The sequence below is a fragment of the Flavobacterium sp. genome (assembly GCF_004211145.1).
GTDB lineage: Bacteria > Bacteroidota > Bacteroidia > Flavobacteriales > Flavobacteriaceae > Flavobacterium.
The window spans coordinates 48,736-74,487 of record NZ_SEBS01000012.1; the positions used below are offsets into that span (position 1 = coordinate 48,736).

The 25,752-nt window shown below is 48.1% G+C and carries 5 protein-coding genes; 2 read left to right on the top strand and 3 right to left on the bottom strand.

What is annotated here, in order from left to right; genetic code table 11:
• Positions 1-146 precede the first annotated feature (146 nt).
• Complete coding sequence (locus tag EOO50_RS07865; RefSeq protein ID WP_290839083.1) at positions 147-1,736, top strand: peptide chain release factor 3; 1,590 nt, start codon at positions 147-149, stop codon at positions 1,734-1,736.
• Between the two features lie 148 nt (positions 1,737-1,884).
• Complete coding sequence (locus tag EOO50_RS07870) at positions 1,885-2,097, top strand: hypothetical protein (RefSeq protein WP_290839084.1); 213 nt, start codon at positions 1,885-1,887, stop codon at positions 2,095-2,097.
• A 130-nt stretch (positions 2,098-2,227) separates the two neighbouring features.
• Here EOO50_RS07870 and EOO50_RS07875 read toward each other — a convergent pair whose 3' ends face one another.
• From EOO50_RS07875 to EOO50_RS07885, 3 genes are all read right to left on the bottom strand, one after another.
• Entirely contained in the window at positions 2,228-6,481 is a 4,254-nt protein-coding gene (locus EOO50_RS07875; RefSeq protein WP_290839085.1) for a T9SS type A sorting domain-containing protein, read from the bottom strand.
• Between the two features lie 304 nt (positions 6,482-6,785).
• On the bottom strand, positions 6,786-14,477 hold the full coding sequence (locus EOO50_RS07880; RefSeq protein WP_290839087.1) for a GEVED domain-containing protein: 7,692 nt from the start codon (positions 14,475-14,477) through the stop codon (positions 6,786-6,788).
• Positions 14,478-15,771: 1,294 nt separating this feature from the next.
• Positions 15,772-25,608: a GEVED domain-containing protein gene (locus EOO50_RS07885; protein ID WP_290839088.1), complete on the bottom strand. Its 9,837-nt coding sequence runs from the start codon at positions 25,606-25,608 to the stop codon at positions 15,772-15,774.
• Between the last annotated feature and the right edge of the window lie 144 nt (positions 25,609-25,752).

A 25,752-nucleotide genomic window follows, 5' to 3' on the forward strand; every position in this document is an offset into this window, starting at 1 on the left:
GACAGCCGCAGCGACTGCCGCCTGCCCGACGGCGGCTTTAAAAATGCGACCAGCTTTTTTAAAGCCGCCGGAACGCCCAAAACCCTGAGCCCTGAACCTTGCACCCTGAACCAAAATCCCTACCTTTGCACCCTATTTCAAAAAACATGAGCTTTTTAAAAGAAATCGAAAGACGCCGCACGTTCGGGATTATTTCCCATCCCGATGCAGGTAAGACGACATTGACCGAGAAACTCCTGTTGTTCGGAGGCGCGATCCAGGAAGCCGGAGCCGTCAAGAGCAACAAGATCAAGAAAGGTGCGACATCGGATTTTATGGAGATCGAGCGCCAGAGAGGAATCTCGGTTTCCACGTCGGTGCTGGCGTTCAACTACAAAGACAAGAAAATCAACATTCTCGATACGCCCGGACACAAGGATTTCGCCGAGGATACGTACCGAACGTTGACCGCGGTCGATTCAGTGATTGTCGTGATCGACGTCGCGAAAGGTGTCGAGGAACAGACGGAGAAACTCGTGTCGGTTTGCCGCATGAGAAACATCCCGATGATCGTGTTCATCAACAAACTCGACCGAGAAGGTAAGGACGCGTTCGATTTGATGGACGAGGTCGAACAGAAACTCGGATTGCGCGTTACGCCACTGAGTTTCCCGATCGGAATGGGTTACGATTTTCAGGGAATCTACAATTTGTGGGAAAAGAACATCAATCTGTTCAGCGGTGACAGCCGAAAAAATATTGAGGAAACGATAGCATTCTCAGACGTTGCAAATCCTGAGCTCGAGAAAATCATCGGCGACAAACCCGCGAATAAGTTGCGTGAGGAACTGGAACTGATCAATGAAGTGTATCCGAAATTCGACCGAAACGATTATCTCGAAGGAAATTTACAACCTGTGTTTTTCGGGTCGGCGTTGAACAACTTCGGAGTGCGCGAACTCTTGGACTGTTTTATAGAAATCGCTCCGTCGCCTCGCCCCAAGGAATCGGACACGCGCGAAGTAAATCCCGAAGAGACAAAACTGACGGGATTCGTATTCAAGATACACGCGAATATGGACCCGAAACACCGCGACCGTTTGGCGTTCGTGAAAATCGTGTCGGGAACGTTTGAAAGGAACAAACCGTATTTGCATGTGCGACAGGGAAAATCACTCAAGTTCTCGAGCCCGAATGCGTTCTTCGCCGAAAAGAAGGAAATAGTTGACATTTCGTATCCGGGCGACATCGTCGGGTTGCACGATACGGGGAATTTCAAGATCGGCGATACGCTTACCGAAGGTGAAAACATGAGTTTCAAAGGAATTCCGAGTTTTTCGCCCGAGCATTTCCGCTATATCAACAACGCCGACCCGATGAAGGCAAAACAACTCGAGAAAGGCGTCGACCAATTGATGGACGAAGGCGTGGCGCAGTTGTTTACTTTAGAGATGAACAATCGCAAGATCATCGGGACGGTCGGAGCGCTTCAATATGAGGTTATCCAATACCGATTGGAACACGAATACGGCGCGAAGTGTTCGTACGAGCCGTTTCCCGTCCACAAAGCGTGCTGGGTAAAGCCCGACGACGCTAAAAATGAAGAGTTTAAGGAATTCCGACGCATCAAACAAAAATTTCTCGCGCATGATAAGTATGGACAATTGGTTTTTCTGGCCGACTCTGATTTCACTATCCAGATGACGCAATCCAAGTATCCAAGTGTGAAATTATTCTTTACGTCGGAATTCGAATAGATTAATTTGCCTATATTTAAGAATAAATGAATTTAATGTGAGGATAATTTTAAATTTCGTTCTTTGCGAATAAAGTCTTAAAAAACAGACAGTCAAGTTTCGCTATTCCAAAATGATTCCTATCTTTACAACCGCAAAACCCAGCATAATGAAGCAGAATTTATTCAAATTATATTTTCTTACTTTTTTCCTTTTGATTGATTTCGTGGCTTTTGCCCAACCCGGATCTGATGATGAAAATGATGACCTTGAAGGCAATGATCCGCCCGCAACTCCTATCAACGGCAAATTGATTTGGCTTGCAGTTTTGGCGATCGTATTCGTTTACTTCACGTACAGACGACACAAGAAAGTAGCTTAATTTTCCAAGACATAAAAAAAAAGCCTCTCCGAAAGAAGGGGCTTTTTTATTTTCGGAAAAATTCACACCATTACACGATGTAAAAAAAAAGCCTCCCGTTCAAGAGAGGCTTTTAAATTCCATTTAAAGTTTATCGTTTTATGACCCTAAGCGTCTTGACGTTCGCGCCTTGGGTGACGATTACGTTGTACACGCCCGCCGAAAGTGTCTTGCCGAACTGCTGCACTTCCGCATCGATCGACTCGAAGTCACGTGTCTCTACTAATTTGCCAAGCATGTCGTAGACTTTGACGTTAAGTTTTTCATCGGTCGGCAAATCGACATCGATCGAGAAGGATTCCGTATATGGATTCGGGTACGTAACAACCCTGAATGCCGTTTCAGGCGTTTCGACCTCATCCTTGATCGACGAGCGTGCGAACCCTGGTGCTGTTATCAACTCGCTTTCTCCAAACGGTGACCAAACGCCCGAAGTCATTACGGCAACGCGAATCGCGTAATTTCCGCCGACGACAAATCCCGGAATCTGATTGAAATTGAAATACTGCGACGGGCGATCTACTACGGTAGTGGTGAAACCTCCATCAAGATACGTAAGCTCGAAACGGTACGACGTCGCGCGGTTCATGCTCGTCGTGTAAAACAGCATGGTCGGCGTGGTCGCGGTTCCCGGGTTGGTGATTACGGGAACGGCTGGCGTACTGACCGCACAAGGCGCGCCGAATCCAGAATAGACGCCATTTGTTTTCACGGCAACTTCGATCGTGTACGTCGTGCCGTATACATATGTGCTGAGCATCGTCAACGAGAACCAGTGTGTGACGCGATCCAATATCTGGACTTGGTTCGGCGCCGCAAGATCGGTCGTGTTCGTAATCCTGAAACGGTAACCCGTCACGCCCTGTAAACTCGTTGTCGCTATCAACGTGCTGATGTTGGGCAACGTAATTCCGCATTGGGACGGAGTGACCGAAGCCGCTCCTCCATTATCGAGTACGGCCGGCGTTGAGACCAGGCATGTCGGCCCGTAATAGTTGAGCCAGATGCCATTGCGACGAAGCATTACCGAAATCGTATAGGTTGTCGCGTAATCGTAGCTCGGAAGTTGCGACAATTGGAAGTTCGGAGATGAACGGTCGATCGTTTGTTCGGCCAGGGTCGTGTTGTTGATTACCTTGAAGCGATAGCCGTCAACGGGCGCACCGAAGCTCACGGCCCCGACAAGCGCATTGATAACCGTTAAAGTGGTTCCGCATTGAGAAGGCAACACCTGCGAGAACAATTGGCTTCCTTCGTCTATGGTTCCGTCGCAGTCGTCATCGATGCCGTTGAAGGCAACTTCAGGCGTATTCGGATGAACCGACGCAAGCGCATCGTTACAGTCGGTCGCATTGAGCGAATAACCTGCCGGAGGCGTGTTGGCATCGACAGCGCAAACGCTGATCAAACTTCCGGTTCCGTACGTATCGCCGTCGCCATCGACATAAAAATCGAATTCGGCGTGGATCGCAGCGACATCGTCGTTACAATCGGTGTTGTTTAGTGAAAAGCCTGACGGAGGCGATCCTGCATCAACCGCACAGACACTTTGAATCGTCGTGCTTCCGAAACCGTCAAGATCGGTATCGACGAAGAAGTCGAAATTCGCATTCACGGTATCGTCGGCGTCGTTGCAATCAGTATTATTGGAAGAATATCCCACTGGCGGCGTATTCACATCGACAGCACAGACAGGTGTGAGCGAACCAACCCCGAAACCATCTTCATCACTATCCAAGTAAAACGAAAAAGTCGTATGCATGGTCGCGTCGTCGTCGTTGCAATCGGTACTGTCAAGCACGTAATTCGCAGGCGGAGCAAAACACGTGACCAAAGGCGCGTTCACGTCCCCGTAAGTATCCATGTCATCATCGGCGTAATACGTTACGATCGCATTGACCTGCAAAGTCGCGGTGTTGTTTGCCGCGGGCGCGAACGAACATGTGAATGGCAAATCAGTGCGTTGGATATTCGTGATCGCCAAGGTTTGTCCGTTATTTCCCAAAACAAGGTTCACCGTAAACGAAGCGTTGCCCGAACCGTCGGCAATTACCGATGTAGCCGTTTGGGTGCCGCCGCCGTTAATCGTGTAACTCACTGTAGAAGTACTTCCCGCCAACATTCCCGTTAGATTGATCGTCGCATCGGCGTTCTGGCAGATTGTTGCGGCCTGGGATGTCGAGGCGAGTGTCGGCAAAGGGTTTACATTAACTGTTACATCGGCCGACTCGGTACCGCAACCGAACGGACTTTGTGAAGTAGCGGTATATGTCGTTGTCGATGTCGGTTTAGCGAACACTTTGAAAGCAGATGTTCCCGTGTAAGCTACCGTTGCTGCCGCGTCAGTATACAAACCGGTTGTCGGCGACCAAATTAGTAGTGGCGCGCTTCCGCTGAGTGACACGTCGTCAATTCCCCACCATGCGGTTGAGAACAAACCGATATTGGCCACGTAATTGAACCTGACCTTGAGATCGGCAACATTAATGTAGCTGTTAAGATTTACGTTATCAGTGACAAAGGCGTTGTCGTCACCTTGAGACGATGCATATGTTTTCACATTAGTCCAAGTACCGCCGTTCACGGAAACCTGAACCGAAACGCCTGACTCGCTTCCCTTTTTATACGTGTGCTTGTAAGAGAGCGTCAATCCGTTATAACCTGTAGTATTTATCGAGGCCGACGTAAGCGTAGTATTTGCGGTCCCCGATGAAAACAAAGTCCCTTGATTCGCAAGCATGAATTTACTCGCGTCGGGCGATGCGAAATCACCGACTGCCGCAACGGAATACGTACTCGCGCGATTGGCAAATGGCGAACCTGTGCTCGAAGTTCCGGCAGCCGTGAACGAAAGGGTCGCATTGAAATTCTCGGACATGATCGGGTAACTCGTCGAAACACCACCAGTCGCATTGATCGGGACGATCGTATTTTGACACACGGTTGTCGATGTCGGCGTCAGGATAACCGGGGTCGGAACCTGATTCACCGTAATCACGGTAGCAGCTGAAGTCGCCGGAGATCCCGTAAGACACGGAGAAGCGTTCGATGTCATTACGACCGTCACGCTGTCCCCGTTATTTAACGTCGACGATTGGAATGTGGCGCTGTTGGTGCCCGAGTTCGTACCGTTGACTTTCCATTGGTACGATGGAGAACTTCCGCCGTTTACGGGAGTGGCCGTGAATGTCACTTGTGTTCCCGCGCAGATCGTAGTTACTGAAGCCAATACCGTGACGCTCGCAGGAAGCTGCGGATTCACCGTCATCGTTATTGCATTCGACGTCGCGGGCAACCCCGTGCGACAAGGCGTCGATGAAGACATTACGCAGGTTATTACGGCTCCGTTGGTAAGCGCGTTGTTTGAATAGGTCGTCGAGTTCGTCCCGACATTATTTCCGTTCAGTTTCCATTGATAACTCGGAGATCCCGCATTTACGGGCGTTGCCGTGAAGGTTACATTTGTTCCTGCACAAATCGTAGTCGCCGTGGAGCTTATGTTGACGCTCGACGCTAAGACAGGATTTACCGTGATCACTGCCGCGGTTGACGTCACGGTGTGGCACGCGTTTATCACATCGACCGTGTAACTTCCTGCATCGCCGGTTACTGTAGTCGGGATTGAATACGTGCTCGAAGTCGCGCCTGAAATATTTGAACCGCCCTTTTTCCATTGATAACTCGTGGCGTTCGTTGCCGTTACCGACAAATTCAAACTGCTTCCGGCGCATAACGTTTGTGTTGTGGGTTGTGTTGAAATTATTGGACCGGCGCATGAAGTACCGCTGATCACTACACTTCGGTTGCGAAAGCTACGATTGCTTCCGTCGGAGTCCCAAGCATAAATTCGGACCGAGAACGTTTGTGTTGGCAACACTGTGATCGTGCCGGTATACGACTGTGATGTGGGTACTGTGCTACCCGATACAAATGTTCCGAGCGACGTTCCGCCCGTTGCGAATCCGTTAAGCGAATATTGAGCCGAGGCGGCCCAGGTTCCATTCGTAACACTATGTTCGAACGAGAGCGAAGTTATCGTAAGCTTATTTCCCGGAATAGGAACGATCTCATATTCGTAATATTCATTCGTCACGAGACTTCCCGCATCGGTTGACCAAGAACTTGTCGTTACACCTGCTCCACTGCTATAGCTGGGGCTGTTGATGCCACTTCCGATAGCCATCGGTGTTCCCGTAACTACGCCACCGGTAACCGCGACGGAATTATTGTTCGTGAGTGCCCAAGTGCCCGTGAAGGCCTGGCCAAAACCTGAATAGGTGATCAGTAAAAAAAGCAAGGCAGCAATATAATTACTTCCCGCCATCCTAAATAGATGTGTTTTCATACGCATTGATTTTAAATAGATATTGCAAACCCGTATCCGCTTCTGGCGGATATCGTAGTGTCTTGATATTTATTGGGTTGGCAGTTGTTGGAAGAATTAAACACAAGGTAGTTCGGAATATGCTTTATCTTAAAATATATTCGATGTCGTACTTCTTTAATCGTTATAATGCCGATTTGATAAAAAAACAGCCCGCAAACTGTAGGATTTTGATTACTGATTAAAAATGTCGGAAAACGTCAAATAAAAAAGCCCCTCTCTTTCGAGAAGGGCTTTTAGTATTAAAATACCGACTAAGAGAAACTTATCTCTTAATCACGCGTAGTGTTTTAACGAAATCTCCCTGAGTAACAATCATGTTGTAGACTCCTGAAGGGTAACGAACACCGAATCGTTGCAACTCGATCGCATCGACTTCAAGGTCGCTGTCTTCGAGAAGCTTTCCAACCATGTCGTAAACTTTGACGTTCACGCGCTCATCACTTGGCGTATCCATGTCGAGGTAGAAACCTTCAGCATAAGGGTTAGGATAAACGACCGCACGGAATGCGATGCTCGGTCCTGTTTCCTCTTCGAATAATCCGCGTGTAGCACCTGGAGCCGTTATAAGCTCAGCTTCCCCGAAAGGAGACCAAGTTCCAGCCGTCATAACCGCTACCTGTACTGCGTACTGTCCGCCTGGAACATATCCGGGAACATTACTGAAGCTGAAGTAGTGCGACGTACGGTCTACGATGATCGTAGTGAACGGAGCTACCATAAGTCCCAATTGGAAACGGTAAGACGTCGCACGGTTCATACTTGTCGTATAGAACAACATCGCAGGCGTCGTAGCAGTACCAGGGTTCGTGATTACAGGAACCGCAGGTGTCGTGATGGTACATGGAGCACCATAACCTGAATACGTCGTGCTGCTTCCTGTTTTCAAAGCTACCTCAACTGTATACGTAGTCCCGTAGGCATACGTCGCAAGCATTGGAAGCGAGAACCAATGCGTCGCACGATCAAGTTCCTGTACCTGGTTAGGCGCAGTCGGATCGGTCGTGTTCGTCACACGGAAACGGTAACCTGTTACACCTTGCAAACTTGTAGTTGCGATAAGTGTAGAGATATTCGTCAACGTGATACCACATTGTGAAGGCGTAACTGACGCAGCTCCACCCGGATCAAGCACGGCTGGTGTAGACACCAAGCATGAAGGTCCGTAGTAGTTGAGCCATACACCATTGCGGCGAACCATTACTGAAATCGAGTACGTCGTAGCGTAATCGTAAGTCGCAAGAGCCGTCAATTGGAAGTTTGGTTGTGTGCGATCGATAGTCTGAACCGCATTCGTTGTCGTGTTCACGACTCTGAAACGGTATCCATCAACAGGCGCAGGGAAGCTGACCGCCCCGATTGCCGAGTTGATCGCTGCAAGTGTAGTTCCACATTGTGAAGCCAATACTTGAGACATGATCTGGCTGCCTTCGTCGATAGTACCGTTACAGTTGTCATCGACTCCGTTGAATGCAACCTCGGTCGCACCAGGATTAACCGCCGCAACGCTATCGTTACAGTCGCCACCGACAGCAGCGTAAAGTGCCGGTTCAGTACAAGCCTGAACAGTTGGCAACGCTGAATCACCGTAGTTGTCGTTATCGGCATCAACATACCAAGTGGTAGCTGCTGAGAACGAAACAGTTGTTTGGGCAGTACTTGTACATCCAGCAGCAGTTGTGTAAACAGCCGAGTATGTAGTTGTCGCCGTAGGTTTTGCATATACTGAACTTGCTGCAGTTCCCGTATAAGGAACAGTAGCGGCCGCATCAGTAAACAATCCTGCAGATGGAGACCAAACTACCGGAGTGTTAAGTGGAGAACACACGAATGAGCGTGTTCTGCTTACTGTTGCAGCACCACAAGCGGCATTGGTATGAGTATAGAACCTAACTTGGCCCGCCGCAATTGACACATAAGAAACCGGTGAAGGACCAGCCGCGAGAACCGTAGTTCCTGCAGCGTTACTGATCGTAACGTAGTCACCTGCTCCGGTTGATGTGAACACGTACGACGTATTCGCAGATACGTTCACGACCGAATATTCACCAGCCCAAGCAGCGCCCGTAATGGTGTTTGTGGTCGTGCCGTTGCATGCCGTTGCCGTGAATGCAGTTCCCGGATATTGTCCGCTAGGCGCCGTTAGACATCCTCCTGAAGGAACAGGATTGTTTACGACCGCAGTCAATTGTACCGCAGCTCCTACCGAACAAACTGAAGGGCTAGCCGGTGTAAGTGTGATAGCACCCGGCAATGGATTTACGGTAACTGTGAATGTCGTCGAATTTCCACAACCTGCGGCATTCGCAGTAGTCAACGTATACGTAGTCGTAGCCGTCGGATTGAATACGAAGCCTGATGCAGCACTACCTGTCACGCCTGCACTAGGCGACCAAGTGTACGTATCGTAATCGGCTGCATTAGATGTAACGGTCACTGCCGAAGTTGAAGCGCCGGCACAGATCGTAGCGCTAGTTGAGCTAAGTGTCAAAGCCGGTGGCGTGTTAACCGTCGCAACGACTGCAGTTCTTGCGGTAGCACATCTTGCGGCTACTCCAAGTTGATACAAATACATATTGCTTGTGGTTGCTCCGAACCAATAACCTCCCGTAACTGTGAACGCTCCGCCCAAAGTACTTGAAGGGAAAGTCGCAGTAGAGTAACCCAGTCCGCCAACAGTTCCTGAAATAGCACTTACGAGAAGCAAATAGCTTCCTGCAGTTGAAACGTTAATGTTGACTGGGATCTGAAGTGGCGTCAAACCAGTACCTGTAACGGTACCTGTCGTAAACGTACCTAGAGTGGTCGTATTGGTCGAGTTACGCAAAAGTAGCGTAATCGTTCCTGTACCCGTAAACGGAATTCTCACGCTATTGATAGTGAGATTCGGCGAAGTTGTCGTGAAAGCGATTCCATGACTGCCTACGCTTGTTCCGTTGTTGGAAACTGCATTTCCTGTAGCTCCGGCTGTGCCTGAACCAAGTACCGTAGCCGCTTCAGCGTAGTAAGTAGTAGTAGCTGAAATTGCTGGAGTCGTGAAGTTGTCTCCAGTGAACAATGGAGTTCCTCCAGTCGAACCTGCATACCAAACAACACTGCTACCCGCTGATGCGGTTCCAGAAAGTGTGACTGTCCCCAAACCGCAACGAGATGCAGGAGTCGTAGAAGTCAAACTTGGATTGCTGATACTGATGGTTACGGTGTTGGAATCGGTGAAACCACCACTTGCACAGATCGTTCTTACAAAGTAAGATGTCTCTGCAGTCAATACCGGCGTAGTGTAGGTCATTCCCGTCGCTCCTGAAATAGCTCCAGTAGCAACATTGTACCATTGATAAGATATACCTGACACTGCTGTTGGATATGCCGATACGGAAAGTGTTACCGCACCTGAACCGCATACACTTGTCATTGAAGTTGAAACGGTTCCTGCAACAGGATTTCCTGTACAAGCCGGAGGTGTTATAACCGTGAATGAATAATCTTCAACCTCAGCACGCGTTCCCATTACACATGGATTCGACGGGTTGCTGTTGTTAAAGTCGACCATGAAACGCATTCTGGTATTACCCGGAAGTGCTGTAGCAGGCACTGTGAACGTAGCGCCGAATGTCGAGATATAACCTGTTGTGTTGGCTACTCTTTCAGTCGTCTCAAATGAACCGTTCTGGTTCCAGTCAACCCAAACCGCAATACCTACAGTCGGTCCTGCGATTGTCGTGGTGAAACTGATTGGCTGATTCAAATATTGAGAAGCGCTTAAGTTAAGATATGTACCATAACCGTTAGTAGAAAAAACTGAATTGTTATTGATGTTAGTCAATCCACCAGTGGTTGTAATATTGCTGAAATACGAAGCTGTATTCGTTGCAACTGTCGGCGTACAGTAAGCCAAAACGCTTAGCTGAGCCGCGTTTGAATTTACCGAACATCCGTTAGATGTAACGACCGCTCTGTAATAACGCGCTGTACTTGTAACGCTGCCTGTTCCGGCGGCCACAGTAAGTGTTGCAGTCGTATCATTGGAATACGTCAAGCCTGAAGGCGTACCCGTAGCAACGCTGTTCCAAGGGCCGGAAGCCGATGTCGCGTATTGCCACTGATACGATGGCGATGGTGCCGAAGTAGCAACGGTGAACGTAGTTGAAGCTCCATTGGAAACTACTGAAGCCACAGGTTGCGACGTGATAGCCGGCGTAGTGAACGTCAATTGCGCCGAAGCTGAATTCACGGCAGGACAATCTCCAAGACCCAATGCAGTCGCACGGTAGAAATAAGTACCCGTATTTGGCGTTGCTGCCGTCGTCGTTACAGTAAGTGAAGCTGTAGCGGCATTCGTGTACGTAGCTCCTGCAGGAGTTCCGTTAGAAACAGCTGTAAAACTCAAGTTATCGGTAGAATACTGCCATGCATAACCCGAAGCGTTAGTCGCAGTCGCAGTGAATGTAGCACTGCCTCCGCTGTAACAAACTCCTGTTGTAACAGGATCAGATGTAATTGCCGGACCTTGGTTGATCGTAAGCAAAGCACCCGAAGAATACAAAGGATCACCGAAACCGGTCACGACAGCACGGAACTGCCAGCCTGAATTTGCTATTCCAAGACCTGTAACAGTCAATTGATTAGTATCGGATCCAGAATATGTGACGCTTCCAACAGTTGTGTCACTGATCGGCAACCATGTAGATGTTTGGAAAACTTCCCATGCGTAATCGGTCACGACTCCTGAAGTCACAACAGTGAATGTCGCCATACCAGTGCCAGATGCGCAAAGCGTAACCGGTTGCGGAGGCGTAACAATCCCTACATCGCCCACCAATAGATTGGCGCCTTGAGTCGTTACCGCCGGACATGGCGCAAGTCCTGAAATGACAACGCGATACATGTTCTCGTTGAAAGAAGATGGCGTGTTCGTGATTGTAAGTGTATTTGTAATCGAACCACTATAAGAGCTTCCGTCGACAACATCATCGTAGTTATCACCACCATCAACAGAAACTTGCCATTGATAACCTGAAATACCACCTGTCGCAGCCACTGAGAATACAGCAGTCGAGCCGCTCACCACAGATTGATCAGCCGGAGCGGGTGAACTAACCGGAGCGTTGACGTTAATTACCGTCGTTACGCTTGTCGTACAACCGTTGTCAGTAACGCTATACGAAATCGTCGCGGCACCTGCACTTTCGGCAGTTACAACACCAGCACTGTCAACAGTAGCTACAGCCGGGTTTAGAGATGCCCAAATTCCACCAGGAGAGGCGCTGTCAAGATCGACAGTTCCATCTACGCACAAAGTTGCGTTGCCGTTTGTGATTTCTTCGACAACCGGCGGCGTGTATACGATCAATGAATTGGCGCTCGTACCTGTTCCATTCGAACTCGGTGCGCTTGTTACCGCGATCGGCCCTGCAACGTTTCCGGCAGGAACTACCGCCGTGAGCGTAGTGTCGTTCGTAACAGAGAATGAGGTAGCGGCGATTCCGTTGAACGTAACGGCTGTAGTTCCGAGGAAATTCGAACCTGTAACCGTTACTGTGGTTCCTCCGGCTTGTCCACAAACCGAAGCTGGGACGAAACTTGCTACCGCTACCGGTGGTGGAGTCAACGTCCAAGCCAAGGTAAAGGTTCCCGTACCTGTGTACCATGAATCCTGAACCCAATATACCGTTTGCGTTTCACCAGTGTTATTCACCCAAGTGTGGTTGACGATTTCAGTATCCGAGCAGAAAAGTTCGGTTTGAGTCGTACAACTTCCGTAGAATATACTGTGTACCGAATCATAATTCGATGCCGTCAATCCCATAACCAGCGTATAGTTGGCCGGAACCGTGATCGAATAGAATTTGTCCGGACCGATATCTCCCACAGACGTAGAGTTACATGATGGAGAATAATTATCGGCCAAGCCCATAGTGCTTCCGCTTACAGGCGATGTCAACGCGTTAAGCGAAGTTGCTGTCGCGCAAAGATCGTCGGCAGGTGCCGCTTCGGTAGTGAACGAGAAAACAGTACAGCCAAGACGTGGTCCATTCACATTTGTAGGCGCGATCGTCCAGTAATAGGTTGTTCCGTACAGTATGTTGTTCACATTCGCTGCCGGACCTGTTACCGTACCGATGCTCGCCAATGTGGTCGGAGAAGTTCCCCAGTACACCGCATACGAAGTCGCTCCCGGAGAAGCGGTCCATGTAAGTGCTGCGAAACCGGCAGCCAAAGACACGTTCGTTGCTCCATCAACCGGGGTCAATAAAGTTGAACATGCCGGAGCGGTAAAAATATAAGGTCCGACCCATGAGCTGAAGCCGTTCGCAAGACAGTTCGCGCGGACGTAAAACTCATAAACCTGACCCGAAGTCAAACCGCTTACCGCAAGTGAATTCGTAGTGACGGCGGTTCCGGCCCCTGTTGGAGCACCTGATCCCGCCAATTGGTATACAACTTCCCAATTCGTTTCGACACAACCTGCATTCCAGGTAAGTGTAGCCGACGTATCGGTAACCGTATTGGCCGCAAGTGTGTTCGGTATAGGACAAGGATCCGCAGCCGAAATGGTCACAAGATAATCTTCTACCTCACCGTATGTGTTGTTTCCGCAAGCAGTTACATCTATTCCACTCGTAGCAAACATTGCTCTAACTCTCAACACGTGGCTACCCAAAGGTGGGCTACATGACAAGACGATAGGGAATGTGGCCGACGAGCCCAATTGCCCGACGACTCCACTACCTGCAACTGTTCCGTTTGAATAGCCGATTCGTTCGTTGGCGGCAAAAGTACCGTCGTCGTTATAATCGATCCAAGCGGCATAACCCTCAGCATACTGACCTGCATAGACGGTACAGCCGTAAGAACTTCCGGCCTGTAATGTAGTAGTCAGTGCGGTGTTGGCCGTATAATTCGAATAACCCAAAGTACCGCTTGGACAGCCTGTACCGGAGTTGTTGTCGAGCGTATTCAAAATTACGCGCGCAATAACGTCACCATCGGTACAACCCAATGTTGTGACAGGCGTGCAGTAATTTAAAGCAGAAGCGCCACCTGATGTGAACGAGTTGTCGATACATCCAGTGGCGTCGCCGATAGCATTTTTAGAAACGACTCTCCAATAATAAACCGTGTTTGGCGTCATCACTGCAGGCGTGTAAGATGCCGTAGTGACGTTGGCCACGAAAGCCGGTGAAGGCGACGTACCAAAATACACATCGTAATTGGTCGGACCGCCCGTAGCGCCTGACCAAGTCAAGCTTGAATTACGTATTACCCCTGTTGCCGCGTTGGCGGGCGTAAATACTGTTGGACATGCCGGAGCAGTATTTGAAATCTCAGCAACGTTCACGTTGTCGATATTCAGATAATAATCCCCATTCGACCAAGCTGCCGAGAATCTGATGTAAAGTGCTCCCGCTGTTGGCGTGAACGTATACGATTTGTTGGCGCAATCTCCTGAGACAATATGGTTCGAATCGTCAATGGTTGCAATCGTTGTCCAAGGACCCGATGTGGAATTCGACCATTCTGCCACAAAATTTCCCCATCCTTCAGCAGTTCCGCTTGTATTTGCGGAATAATCTGCGATCTTGTAATCAAAAGAGAACGAGTGTGATGCAGGATTTGCAATACCTAACGACGGCGAAACCAATGTGGCCGACGTTGCAAAACTCCATAAATTGTAGCGCATCACACCACCGGCACCGCCACATGAGGTAGCTCCGGTAACGTTCCCGAACGTTCCCGTCCAGCTGCCATTGCCTGCGTCAAAATTCTGAAGATAGCTTACCTGAGAAACCGAAGTTCCGCTAATCAGGAAAAATAAAAAGAACAGTAAATAACTGAACATTTTCGAGACTTTCGTACTCGAATCAGGCGGCGGCGGGGAATAGCCGACTACCGCCACAACATCATTTTCGGGCCAGACATAAGTATCCGACCCAAAACACTTGTAGTTTTTAGTCATAGTTTAGAAATTGAGTTAAAATGCATCGGTAAATTAGTTAAAAGTTAAGTATTCGTTAAAGAAAATTTACCATAATCGTTCAATAGCAAAAATCACCGACGAATTGCACGAATAAAAAAAGCAAATCTCGAAATGAGAACGCTTTCCGTAATAAAATACTGATTAAAAGTATTTTAATCGCAATACCGGTTTTTGAAGGTTTCATCGATTAACCGTAACGGAGTGCAATGATAACTCTGACGCAAAATGGAATTCTCTACAACATTTCCCATACAAGTAAATTGCACTTCTGCCGCTAATCCATGTGCGAAATTGTAGTATGCTGCGCTTTATGAGGCCATCTGCGAAAACCGTTTCAATGAAGCATAAACCGGGCGTATGTATCTTCACCGTTTGACGTGCCACCATACGATGATTACATATAGAAGGACATGAAAAAAAAGTTGGTTCGATTATCAATTTTCTTGGCTTCAGCAATTTTGACGGGTTGTGAAAAATCTCCGAACCTAGGCCGACGGTTACGTTTCAAATCGACCGACATCGAACGGGCAAAAAGGTTCATGTAGTTGATGTAGACAAATAGGAATTATCATGGCAAATCGCACGCGACAAACATCTCGAGTTTTTCGACAGCCACGATCCGAAATCAGGGAAAAGGAATCAAAGAGTACTTTTCAACAGAAGAATTGATTTTATCAGGGATTGAGTAACATTTTATGTCCCTTACCCTATTTCGCCATTTAAGCTATTTGAACTACGACCGATCAAAAACGGTCGGTCAGCAGGTCTTTTCAAGTGGCTGGATAAAGCATCTTCGCTTATCTGCAGGGCATCTTCCCACCGATTTATCACGACGGTATTGTGACAGAATTTTTAAAATTTATTTTCTGTCACGAATTCCGTTGCAAATATTAATCTCGCCAATAATTGTCACAATCAAAATATGCCAAAGGCAAAAAAGCTAATTGGGAACCTAAGGCCGAAATAATCCGAACTTCCCTTTCAAACTGAAATGTGGATTGAAAATGTTACCGAATCCCGAAAATGGATGAATCAATCTACCTTTACAAATCGATTCGACGTGACGTCGCCGAAAACGTAAAGCCTTTCATTCCCCAGCTCATTTCCGGTATTGGATACTGCCCGATGCTCCCGTGTTGAAATGCATTACGACAATACGGCAGGCGCCTGCATCCCAAATATTACATCTACCTTCATAACAATTGATCGAATTTTTACGCATAAAAAAAGCCCCTCCAAATGGAAGGGCCTTTCTTTTTATGGACTAAGACAGTTATCTCTTAATCACGCGTAACGTTTTGACAAAGTTGCCTTGCGTCACAATTACGTTGTACACACCCGATGGGTAACGTACACCGAATTGTTGCACCTCGATCGCATCAACCGCGAAGTTGCTGTCTTCAAGAAGTTTTCCAACCATGTCGTAAACTTTCACATTTACGCGCTCGTCGCTTGGCGTATCCATGTCGAGGGCAAAACCTTCGGCATAAGGGTTAGGATAAGCGACCGCACGGAATGCGATGCTTGGTCCTGTTTCCTCTTCGAATATACCACGTGTAGCACCCGGAGCAGTAACCAATTCAGCTTCGCCGAACGGAGACCAAACACCTGATGTCATGACTGCGACGCGAACCGCATATTGTCCTCCAGGAATATAACCCGGAACGTTGCTGAAACTGAAGTAGTGCGACGTACGGTCTACGATGATCGTAGTAAACGGAGCTACCGCAAGAGTCAACTCAAAACGATATGAAGTCGCACGGTTCATACTGACCGTATTGAACAACATAGTCGTGCTTGTAGCAGTACCAGGGTTCGTAATTACAGGAACCGCAGGCGTACTCACCTGACATGGTGCTCCATAACCTGAATATGTCGTGCTGTTTCCGGTTTTCAACGCCACCTCAACAGTGTACGTTGTGCCGTAAACATAAGTGCTCAACATAGTAAGAGAGAACCAATGTGTAACGCGATCCAATGTCTGAACCTGGTTAGGCGCAGTCGGGTCAGTGATGTTCGTGATACGGAAACGATATCCGGTCACACCTTGCAAGCTAGTCGTTGCGATTAGCGTAGAAATGCTTGGCAACGTCACACCACATTGTGATGGCGTTACTGAAGCAGCACCTCCGGCGTCAAGCACCGCTGGCGTAGAGACCAAACATGATGGCCCGTAATAGTTGAGCCAGATTCCGTTGCGACGAACCATTACCGAAATCGAATACGTCGTAGCGTAATCGTAAGTGGCAAGAGCTGTCAATTGGAAGTTTGGTTGTGTACGATCGATTGTCTGAACCGCGTTCGTTGTCGTGTTCACGACTCTGAAACGGTATCCGTCAACCGGTGCAGGGAAACTGACCGCCCCGATGGCCGAGTTGATCGCTGCAAGTGTAGTTCCACATTGTGAAGCCAATACTTGAGACATGATCTGGCTGCCTTCGTCGATTGTTCCGTTACAGTTGTCATCGACTCCGTTGTAAGGAACTTCGGCGTGGCCTGGGTTGATTGCAGCGACACTGTCGTTACAGTCACCGCCAACAACAGCGTATCCTGTCGGAGGCGTCGTTGCACTTGTTGCACACATTAAAACCTGAGAACCTGTTCCGTAGCCGTCAAAATCAGCATCTACGTAGAAATCATAATATTGATTAACAGTGACCGTCACCGTGTTGCTTACCGTTGAACAAGTACCTCCTCCCGTAACCGTAGCCGAGTAAGAAGATGTTGCGGTTGGCTTCGCATAAACAGTGGCAACCTTTGTTCCTGCCACATAAGCGTTAGTCGCAGCGGCATTAGTATACAACCCGGCTGCAGGAGACCAAACATAGTTGGACGTACCTCCGGTAATATTAATGTTATAATCCTCAAACTCTCCGTACTGGGATTCTCCCAAACAGAAAGCTGACGCAGTTGGAGCACTACTAAATCTTGAGCCTACACGCATACGAGTAACACCGTTAAGCGCCGAAATTGGAATCGTAATGTTACCTGTCGCCGCGGTGGTACCGAATACAGCAGTAGTCGTAACAAATACACTTTCTGATGCAGTAAATTGACCGTCTTGGTTCAAATCTACCCAAACCCTAAATATTTGGGCGTAGGTGCTGCTGATACCTAAAGATGTAAATGACACTGGAGTAGCAACACCAGCAGTCACGTTGGCTGTCAACGTATTGTAATACGTGTAGTCAGTTGGAGTATCGCCCGTGGAATTATTGATTCCCCCGAATGTAAAGTTTGCGATATAATCACCACTGGCCGAAGCTGTACTCATCGATGGCGTACAGTAAGATGCATTATTGATGACACCTCCAGTTGCAGTCAACGCAACTGCAGCATCACCTGCACACATCGTTACGCTTGTAGGCGTGACCGATACTGCCGATGGCAAACCAACAACCGTAAACACAGCGGTTACAGGAGTTCCTGCACATCCATTCGCTTTTGGAGTAATGGTTAGCGTCGCAGAACCGGAAATAGCCGTAAACGAAGGAATAGACGTTACGTTAGTTTGATTCGCCAATCCGATTGACGCACCTCCCGTTATGTCAAATGTGACACCGCTTGGTGTTCCAACCAAAGCGATTACTGGCGTAGCAGATCCGGTACAAACTGATTGAGCCGCCGGAGCAGTAGCAGTTGGAGTCGGATTAACAAGAACCGCAACTGATTCGCTAATTACGGCATCGCCGCAAGAAGGTGTAACAACCACATCATAGTTTCCAGATACTGCTGGAAGTGCAGCAGTAAGCGTAAGCGTTGAAGTAGTTGCAGACGCGTTACCTGCGATGTTTACTCCACCCTTGCGCCACTGGTAAGTTAAACCTGGACCCATTGCAACGACATTCAACGTCACGGTTTCTCCCTGACATTTAGTTGATGCTACCGGCTGCGTCGTGATCGAAGCTCCCGATTGGATGGTTACCGATGTAGAAGCCGTACTTGAACAACCTGCGGCCGTTGTTACGACAACGTTATACGTAGTGTTCTGGGTTGGGTTGACAACAGGGTTGGCCACTGAAGAAGTGAATCCTGCCGGAATCGAAGTCCACGCATAAGTGAACACCGGAGTGTTACCCGGCGTAAAGCGGTACACTGTGTTCGTGGCAGGCTTCGTAGCGATGTTAGTTACAGCCGAAGTACTGCTTACTGCCGTAGCAGGAACAGTTGTCACGTTCAAATAACTTCCATTGCCGTTTCCAGTCGCAGCTCCAATACCGATTGAAGCACTTCCAGAGTTCACAGCACCAGCCTCTGATCTGTAAGCGAATTCTACGACATTTGTCGTTTCATACAACTTAACCTGGAAACTGATAACCGCAGAAGATGAATTATAGTTCCATTCCCAATTTCTCCATTCAGCCGTGAGTACACGGTTCGGAGCTGTTCCAGAAACTTCATAACCAGCGAAAGATCCTCCTGTAGCTCTTCCATCCATATCGTCCCAAAGTGGAGCGATTATAGGTCTGGAAGTTGCATTTGCAGTTGAAAAGTTATTCGTTGTCAATGACGAAGCTGATGTATTGAACGATATTAGACCGTTTGAATCCATTTTGAATTGGGTGTAATCCAAACCGCCATAGTTGAACGTAAAGCCAATCGGCAATGTTCCACTAACTGCAGTGTCGGTCAATATAGCCGGAACTGTTGTCGCGCCTGCGCTCACTTCGTTGTAAGCTGCAGTCGTAGACGTAAAGACATAAGACGTTACCGGTCCGGTTACGAAAGGAATTCCGCCTTTTGCTTCCAATTGTACTGGCGCTCCTACGCAAATTAACGAAGGTGTTGCAGTTGCAACAGGCGAAACATTAGGATTTACGGTAACGACAACAGTCGAACTAGATGTACAACCGTTTACGTCAGTACCTGTAACAGTATATGTAGTGGTAGCACTTGGATTAGCAGAAACAGTTGCTCCTGTAGTCGCTGACAAACCAGTTGCCGGTGACCATGAGTATGAAACCGCTCCACCAGCCGTAAGGGTTACGGCAGAACCACCTGGATTACAAATCGCAGCCGACGAAGGCGTCACTGTGATCGTAGGACGTGTAACCGTAACAGTAGCAGCGTCTGATTCTACGTTTCCACAAGGAGACGTTCCGTTTACGAACAATTTGTACATGTAAGCACCAAGCGGCGTAGAAACACCATTAGTGACGATCAATTGGTTTGTAGTATTCCCTGAGTAGGAAACCCCAACCGGAGTGTTGTTCGCAACATCAACATATGATGTCCCATTGAAATACTTCCATTGAAGCGAAGACACAGTACCCGAAACTTCAGCCGTCAAAGTAGTGGCCTGTCCTGTAGAACAAGCGATAGCCGATGATGGGTTAGATGTAACAGACACAGCGCTGTTCACAGTCAAGATTGCAGCATTCGAATAGACAGGTTCCCCAAAGCCGGTAACCACAGCACGAAACTGCCATCCTGAGTTTGGTACGGAAAGACCCGAAACCGTCAATTGATTCGTGTTCGAACCTGAGTAAGAAACACCACCAACAGTTACGTCATTGATAGGCAACCATGAAGACGTTTGGAAAACTTCCCATGAGTAGTCAGTAACCGAACCCGTTGCTACAACATTGAATACCGCAGTATCCAAGCCTGGGCTACAAAGTGTAACCGATGTAGGATCTGTTTCGATTCCTGTGTCGCCAACTAGTAAAGTAGCGCCGTTAGTCTCAACATTTGCACATGGACTGGTTGCGAAAACGATCGCTCGGAACATAACGTCGTTCAACGTGTCCGGGGTATCGTGGATAGTTAGCGTCGCAGTCATAGTGCCTTCATAAGTAGCACTTTCGGCAATGTTCACGTAGTTATCGCCACCATCTTCTGAAATTTGCCACTGGTAACCAGTAACAGGACCTGTAGCAACAACCGAGAACGTAACATCGTCTCCGGTCACAGCTGTTTGGTTTTCAGGATTTGTCGATGAAACCGGCGAATTAACTGTAATTGGAGTTGAAACGGTAGTCGTACAACCATTATCGGTGACGCTGTAGGTTATTGTCGTAGTACCACTGGCATTTGCAGTAACCAAACCACCTGTGCTTACTGAAGCGATAGCCGGATCAGTTGCGCCCCAAGTTCCCCCAGGAGAAGTGTTTCCTAACTGGATGGTTCCGTTGACACAAAGTGAAGCGTTACCGTTTGTGATTGGGTTTACAATCGGCATAGGGTTAACGATCATGTTTGATGAACTCACTCCTGTTCCAAGAGTAGCGGTCACTGAAATTGGTCCCGCAGTAATTCCTGCTGGAGTAACGGCAGTAATGGTAGAGTTGTTTACGACTGCAAACGATTGGGCAGCCGTACCGTTAAACGAAACCGCAGTAGCACCATTGAATGATGTTCCTGTGATAGTAACCGTTGTTCCTCCGCCTTGACAAACTGTCGAAGGGGTAAAACTAGTTACCGATGTCGGAGCCTCGCTCACATTGAAATCGTCGAATGCCATATACCATGGAGTCGACGATGCCTGATTGCCTCGGATACCAAAATAATAAGTACCGTCAGCTGTAGGCGTAAATGTTCTTGTAACCAAAACGTATGGCTGAATAGCGATGGTTCCGGTTCCAGGAGCTACGTAGGTTGTACCAACTTGTGTTGCACCTGTTGGCGATTGCGAAGAGTTGACGAAGATATCGGTGTTGTATCCTGTATATCCGTCACCCTGAGCATAGAACGAGAAGTTATATGCTTTTCCTGCCTGAAGCGCGAAGCCCGGAGTCCAAAGGAATGCGTTAGTAGATGAATACGCGTAACGAGCGTAATTCGCGCCTGAACGTGGTGTATTGTAAGTCGTCGCATTCGAGGTAGACCATTTTGGAGCATCGGTGAACCAACAGTTAGGGAAAATTTGCGTCCCCAATGTTGTCATTGCGTCAAAATTCTCGGTCCATGGCAATGTAGCGATTGGAACACAAACCGTAGTAAAGCTTACGAGCGTTGTCCAGAAACTGTTATCAGTTCCTCCACACGAAGTTCTGATATACGCGTTATAAGTTGTACCACCATTTAAAGTATTGACCAAAGCTGAAGTAGTACCTGCTGGTACCGTTCCGCTTGCCGCCAATCCGGCAGCTCCACTTCCTGCAGCGCCTGAAGTCCTGATTTCGTAGGCATAACTTACAGGAGTTCCCTGAGTTGGTGCAGTCCAGTTCAACGTGATTCCCGTAGTCGTCGGCAATGTAGCTGTAACGGCTGTTGGAGGGAAACATGTCGGGATAACTTCCCAAGAGATATTATCCAAGTAGATCGTAGTATATGTCGAAGTATTCAAATGCTTAAAGGCAATGAGTTTGTTCGAACCTGCATATGACGCGAATGACAACGTAAATTCTTGCCAATCAGTAGTAACGTCAACTGTTTGGATAGCCGTAAACACTGCGTTCGAACCCGTGCCCGTAACAGTACCTACAATAACATCCTGACTAGCCGTACCATTTCTTGCCCTGAAACGCAATTGGTGTGTCCCTGCGTTCAAGTTTGACAAATACGGAGAAACCAGTATCACCTCATCTGTCGTCTCAATACCTGAATTATAAAGGTTGACACCATTTGGAGCACTAAAGTTTGTCGTGACCGTATTTACCGTAGCAAATTGAAGATTTGTACTCGTTCCACGAATGATTTTGCTCCAACACGCCGGCAAAGCAGGAGTTGTCACAGAATCGAAATTCTCGCTGAATGTTGTAACCGGTGCGCAGTACGTTGCGAACGAAGTCGCTGACGACCAAGCACTCGAATCAGATCCGCTACAAACCGAACGAACCCAGAAGTAATATGTAGTGGTTTCAGCCAAAGCCGAAACATTCACTGAAACTACTCCGGCGGCTGTTGTTCCTGTTGCAGGAGTCGCAGCTGTTGGCGCAGTAGCCGACGTTGACAGATAATATTCGTATCCTGATGAGGGAGCTGGAGTAGCTGCCGTCCAAGATAGTGTCGCACTATTGTTAGTTACATTCGAAACCGCCAGGGCAGTTGGAGCGAAACAGGTCGGAGCGGTAATTATGTTAAGCGTGTAATCCTCATATTCACCGTAAGGTGCAGGACCGCAGGCCGTAATTACCCCCAATTCGCTTAACGCAACTCGCATGCGGAAACTTCCCAAAGCCTGAACTGCTGGAATTGTATATGTTCCAGAGAAGTTGGCTGTATAACTTGAAGTCGCCACAAGAGTTTCGTTTGCATCGGCGAAGTCCAAATCATTGTTCCAGTCAACCCACACATAGAAATAATTCGTTCCCGAAGATGGAGTAACTGAAAAATTAACCGTTTGTCCAGGATAAGCCGAAGCAGCAACCGAAGCGCTGTAATTCGTATATCCATTCGTACCCGCAACACTTGTGTTGTTGATATTTCCGATTGCATTCGTTACCGAAACATTTGTAATATAGTAGCTAGAAGACGTTGTCAATCCTACAGGAATACAATATCCCGTGTAGAATGTAGCGCCTGATGACCAAGTGCTGTTTCCTGAACCTGCACAATTTGAACGCACATAAACGGTGTATGACGTATTCGGAGTAAGTCCAGCAGCAGTCGCAGTAGTAATTCCCGCAGCAACCGAACCATTCGTAACGAATCCTGTAGCACCACTTTCAGGAGCTCCTGACGTACGTACTTCAAAGTCATAACCATTACTTGGAGCCTGAGCTGGCGCCGTCCATGAGAATGTTGCGCTGGAAGTTGTCAAACCAGTTACAGTAAGACCGGTGACAGGCACGCATGCAGGCGGCGCGACTACGTTAAAAATATAGTCTTCATATTCTCCGTACGGAGAAACACCGCATGATGTGATCACTCCTACTCCACTGTTGGCAACCCTCATTCTGTGAGCTCCCAAACTAGCAGTAGCGGGAATTGTAATCGTCCCCGAGTAAGTAGCTGCATAAGATGTAGTTGCAACAAGTGTTTCACCCGCGTCAGCGAAATCGAAGTCATTGTTCCAGTCAACCCAAACATAGAAATAGCTTGAACTTGTGGAAGTCGCCATCGAAACCGATGCTGTACTTCCTGCATAACCACTAGCTGATTGAGCAGTAAAATCGCTGTATCCGCCAGTACCTGCAACCGAAGTATTGTTCAAAGTCGTGTTATAACCCGCAACAGTCACATTCGTGAGGTAATATGATGAGGATGTCGTTAGCCCTGAACCTATACAATATCCAGTATAAAGAGTCGATGACGAGCTCCAAGCGCTGAATTCCGTCGTTCCGCAATGCGAACGAACGTAAACCGCGTAGGTCGTGTTAGGCGTCAAATCAACTATTGAAGCAGTCAAGACTCCCGCTCCGGTAGACCCGGCAACGAACAAACCTGTTGGACCGCTTCCGGCATTGCCCGAAGAACGCACTTCGTACTCATAGCCCAAAGAGGGAGCCGGCGTTGGGGCCGTCCACGATAAAGTTGCTGTCGACGTCGATGTAACCGCAGCTGTTAAGCCATTCGGAACAAAACAACTTGGCAAAGCACCGTCAAATTCATCGGCACCCATATCAGGAGCAGTCGCGCCACCGAATGTTGAACCCGCAGGTCCTGGTCTTGAATCGCCGTCGATATCGACCGCTACGCCTGTAGCAGATGCAGTCGCCCCACCGGATTCGAGTGTAGAAACCGTACCTGCAACAATGTGCATATCAGTAGCAGATACGAAAGCCGGGCTCACAGATACCGAATTCAAATCCTTACCTGTCGCCGATTGCCAATCAGAAAGCGAAGTACGAGCTACACCACCGTAATAACCTACCTTACCCGTCGGGATATAGTAGTCGTTATTGTTAACTGCCGCGCCAGATAAAACACCGGTACCACCAGTGTAAACACCCAAAGCATTCGTACTGGCAATCGAGTTAACGATGATGTTATTTCTAAATGATGACAAAGTCGCCGAAGCAGAACTCAGAAGCACAGCAACTGACGAAGGGTTCGTTGTTGTTCCTGTTGAATTTGCCGTCTTCAATACAATTGTATTGTGATCGATTGCATAATTGGTAATAGCGGAACTACAATAAATTCCATAATTAACAAATGCAGCTGTGTATGATTGACTATAATTTGAGGCAACCATATCACGCATGACATTGTTTTGGATGTACCCGAGCGTATTTCCAGTAGCCGACGAAATATACACGCCTGCTGCCATATAGCCTCCTGTTGAAGGCTGCGAAAAGTCGTGCATGTTGTTTCGGCGAATAGCTATACCGAAATTTCCTGCCGCTACTTCTACCCCGCATGTTATCGAAGAATATCCTGTTGTACCATAATCGCCCCCGCGCATGTCGTTCAGTTCTACGAGTGCTGCACCTGTTGTAGCAGCCGTGTAAGCAACGAAAACGCAAGATCTACCGATATTTTCAGCAGAAACAGAACTTCCAAATGTATTACTGCGGACGACCGTACCAGTATTGGGATACGTTGAACTCGAACCATTTGCATAAACGCCATAATAGGCTCGCGTAAACAAATTGTTCTCAATAACAGTATTCAAACTGCTATAAGCGCCTGTAGTCATCGATGTCGAACTATAATTTGACATGTTGATACCATAACTGACCGTAGTACTGATAGCAGTACTTCTTCCTCCAATAATAACACAATTTTTCACGGAGTTGTTGTCGGCACCATCTGCTCCCGTCGTACTGTTCGAAGACAAACGAACAGCAGCCGTTCCGGTAGTTGTATTGGTAGCGACTGCAATTGTAAGGTTACGCGTTCCGGCCGTAGCAGGGTCGTCACCGTCAATCGTCACGTTGTCGGCGCCACTCAATTCAATCACTCCTCGCGAAGCGGTTGGCGTAGCGGCTGAATTGATCGTGAAGTTTCCTCCTGAAGGACGAATCAAGATACTCGTGTAGCTCGAAGGCGAATTACTTCGCAATAATGCCACAGTCGCAGCAGGCTCGGTAGTGTTACCGGTAATCGCTACTGTGATCGCACCTTGGTGAGTTCCCGCATTGATCGCCGTAAATGCAGCGTTCAATGTGGTGTAAGCAGTCGGTCCCGCAGCTCCTGCTGTCGCGGTTACCGAAACCTGAGCCATCAAGTGTCCGCCTGTCAAGAACAGGAAAGCCACCATCAAATTCGTGAACCATTTTTTCATGGTTCCGGAAGAATGCCAAGGCGGAGCGCCCGTCGATTCTCCCACATTTTCAGTCCGTGCATTTCTGCTACGATCCGAACAATTGTAGTTTACAATCATAAATAAAAAATTGGGTTTAAAATAAATTACGTGATGGTTGGAGTG

Bases quoted from the DNA above. Each gene is read 5' to 3' on its own strand.
- EOO50_RS07865 (WP_290839083.1), top strand. From the start codon at position 147: ATGAGCTTTTTAAAAGAAATCGAAAGACGCCGCACGTTCGGGATTATT.
- EOO50_RS07870 (WP_290839084.1), top strand. From the start codon at position 1,885: ATGAAGCAGAATTTATTCAAATTATATTTTCTTACTTTTTTCCTTTTG.
- EOO50_RS07875 (WP_290839085.1), bottom strand. From the start codon at position 6,481: ATGAAAACACATCTATTTAGGATGGCGGGAAGTAATTATATTGCTGCC.
- EOO50_RS07880 (WP_290839087.1), bottom strand. From the start codon at position 14,477: ATGACTAAAAACTACAAGTGTTTTGGGTCGGATACTTATGTCTGGCCC.
- EOO50_RS07885 (WP_290839088.1), bottom strand. From the start codon at position 25,608: ATGAAAAAATGGTTCACGAATTTGATGGTGGCTTTCCTGTTCTTGACA.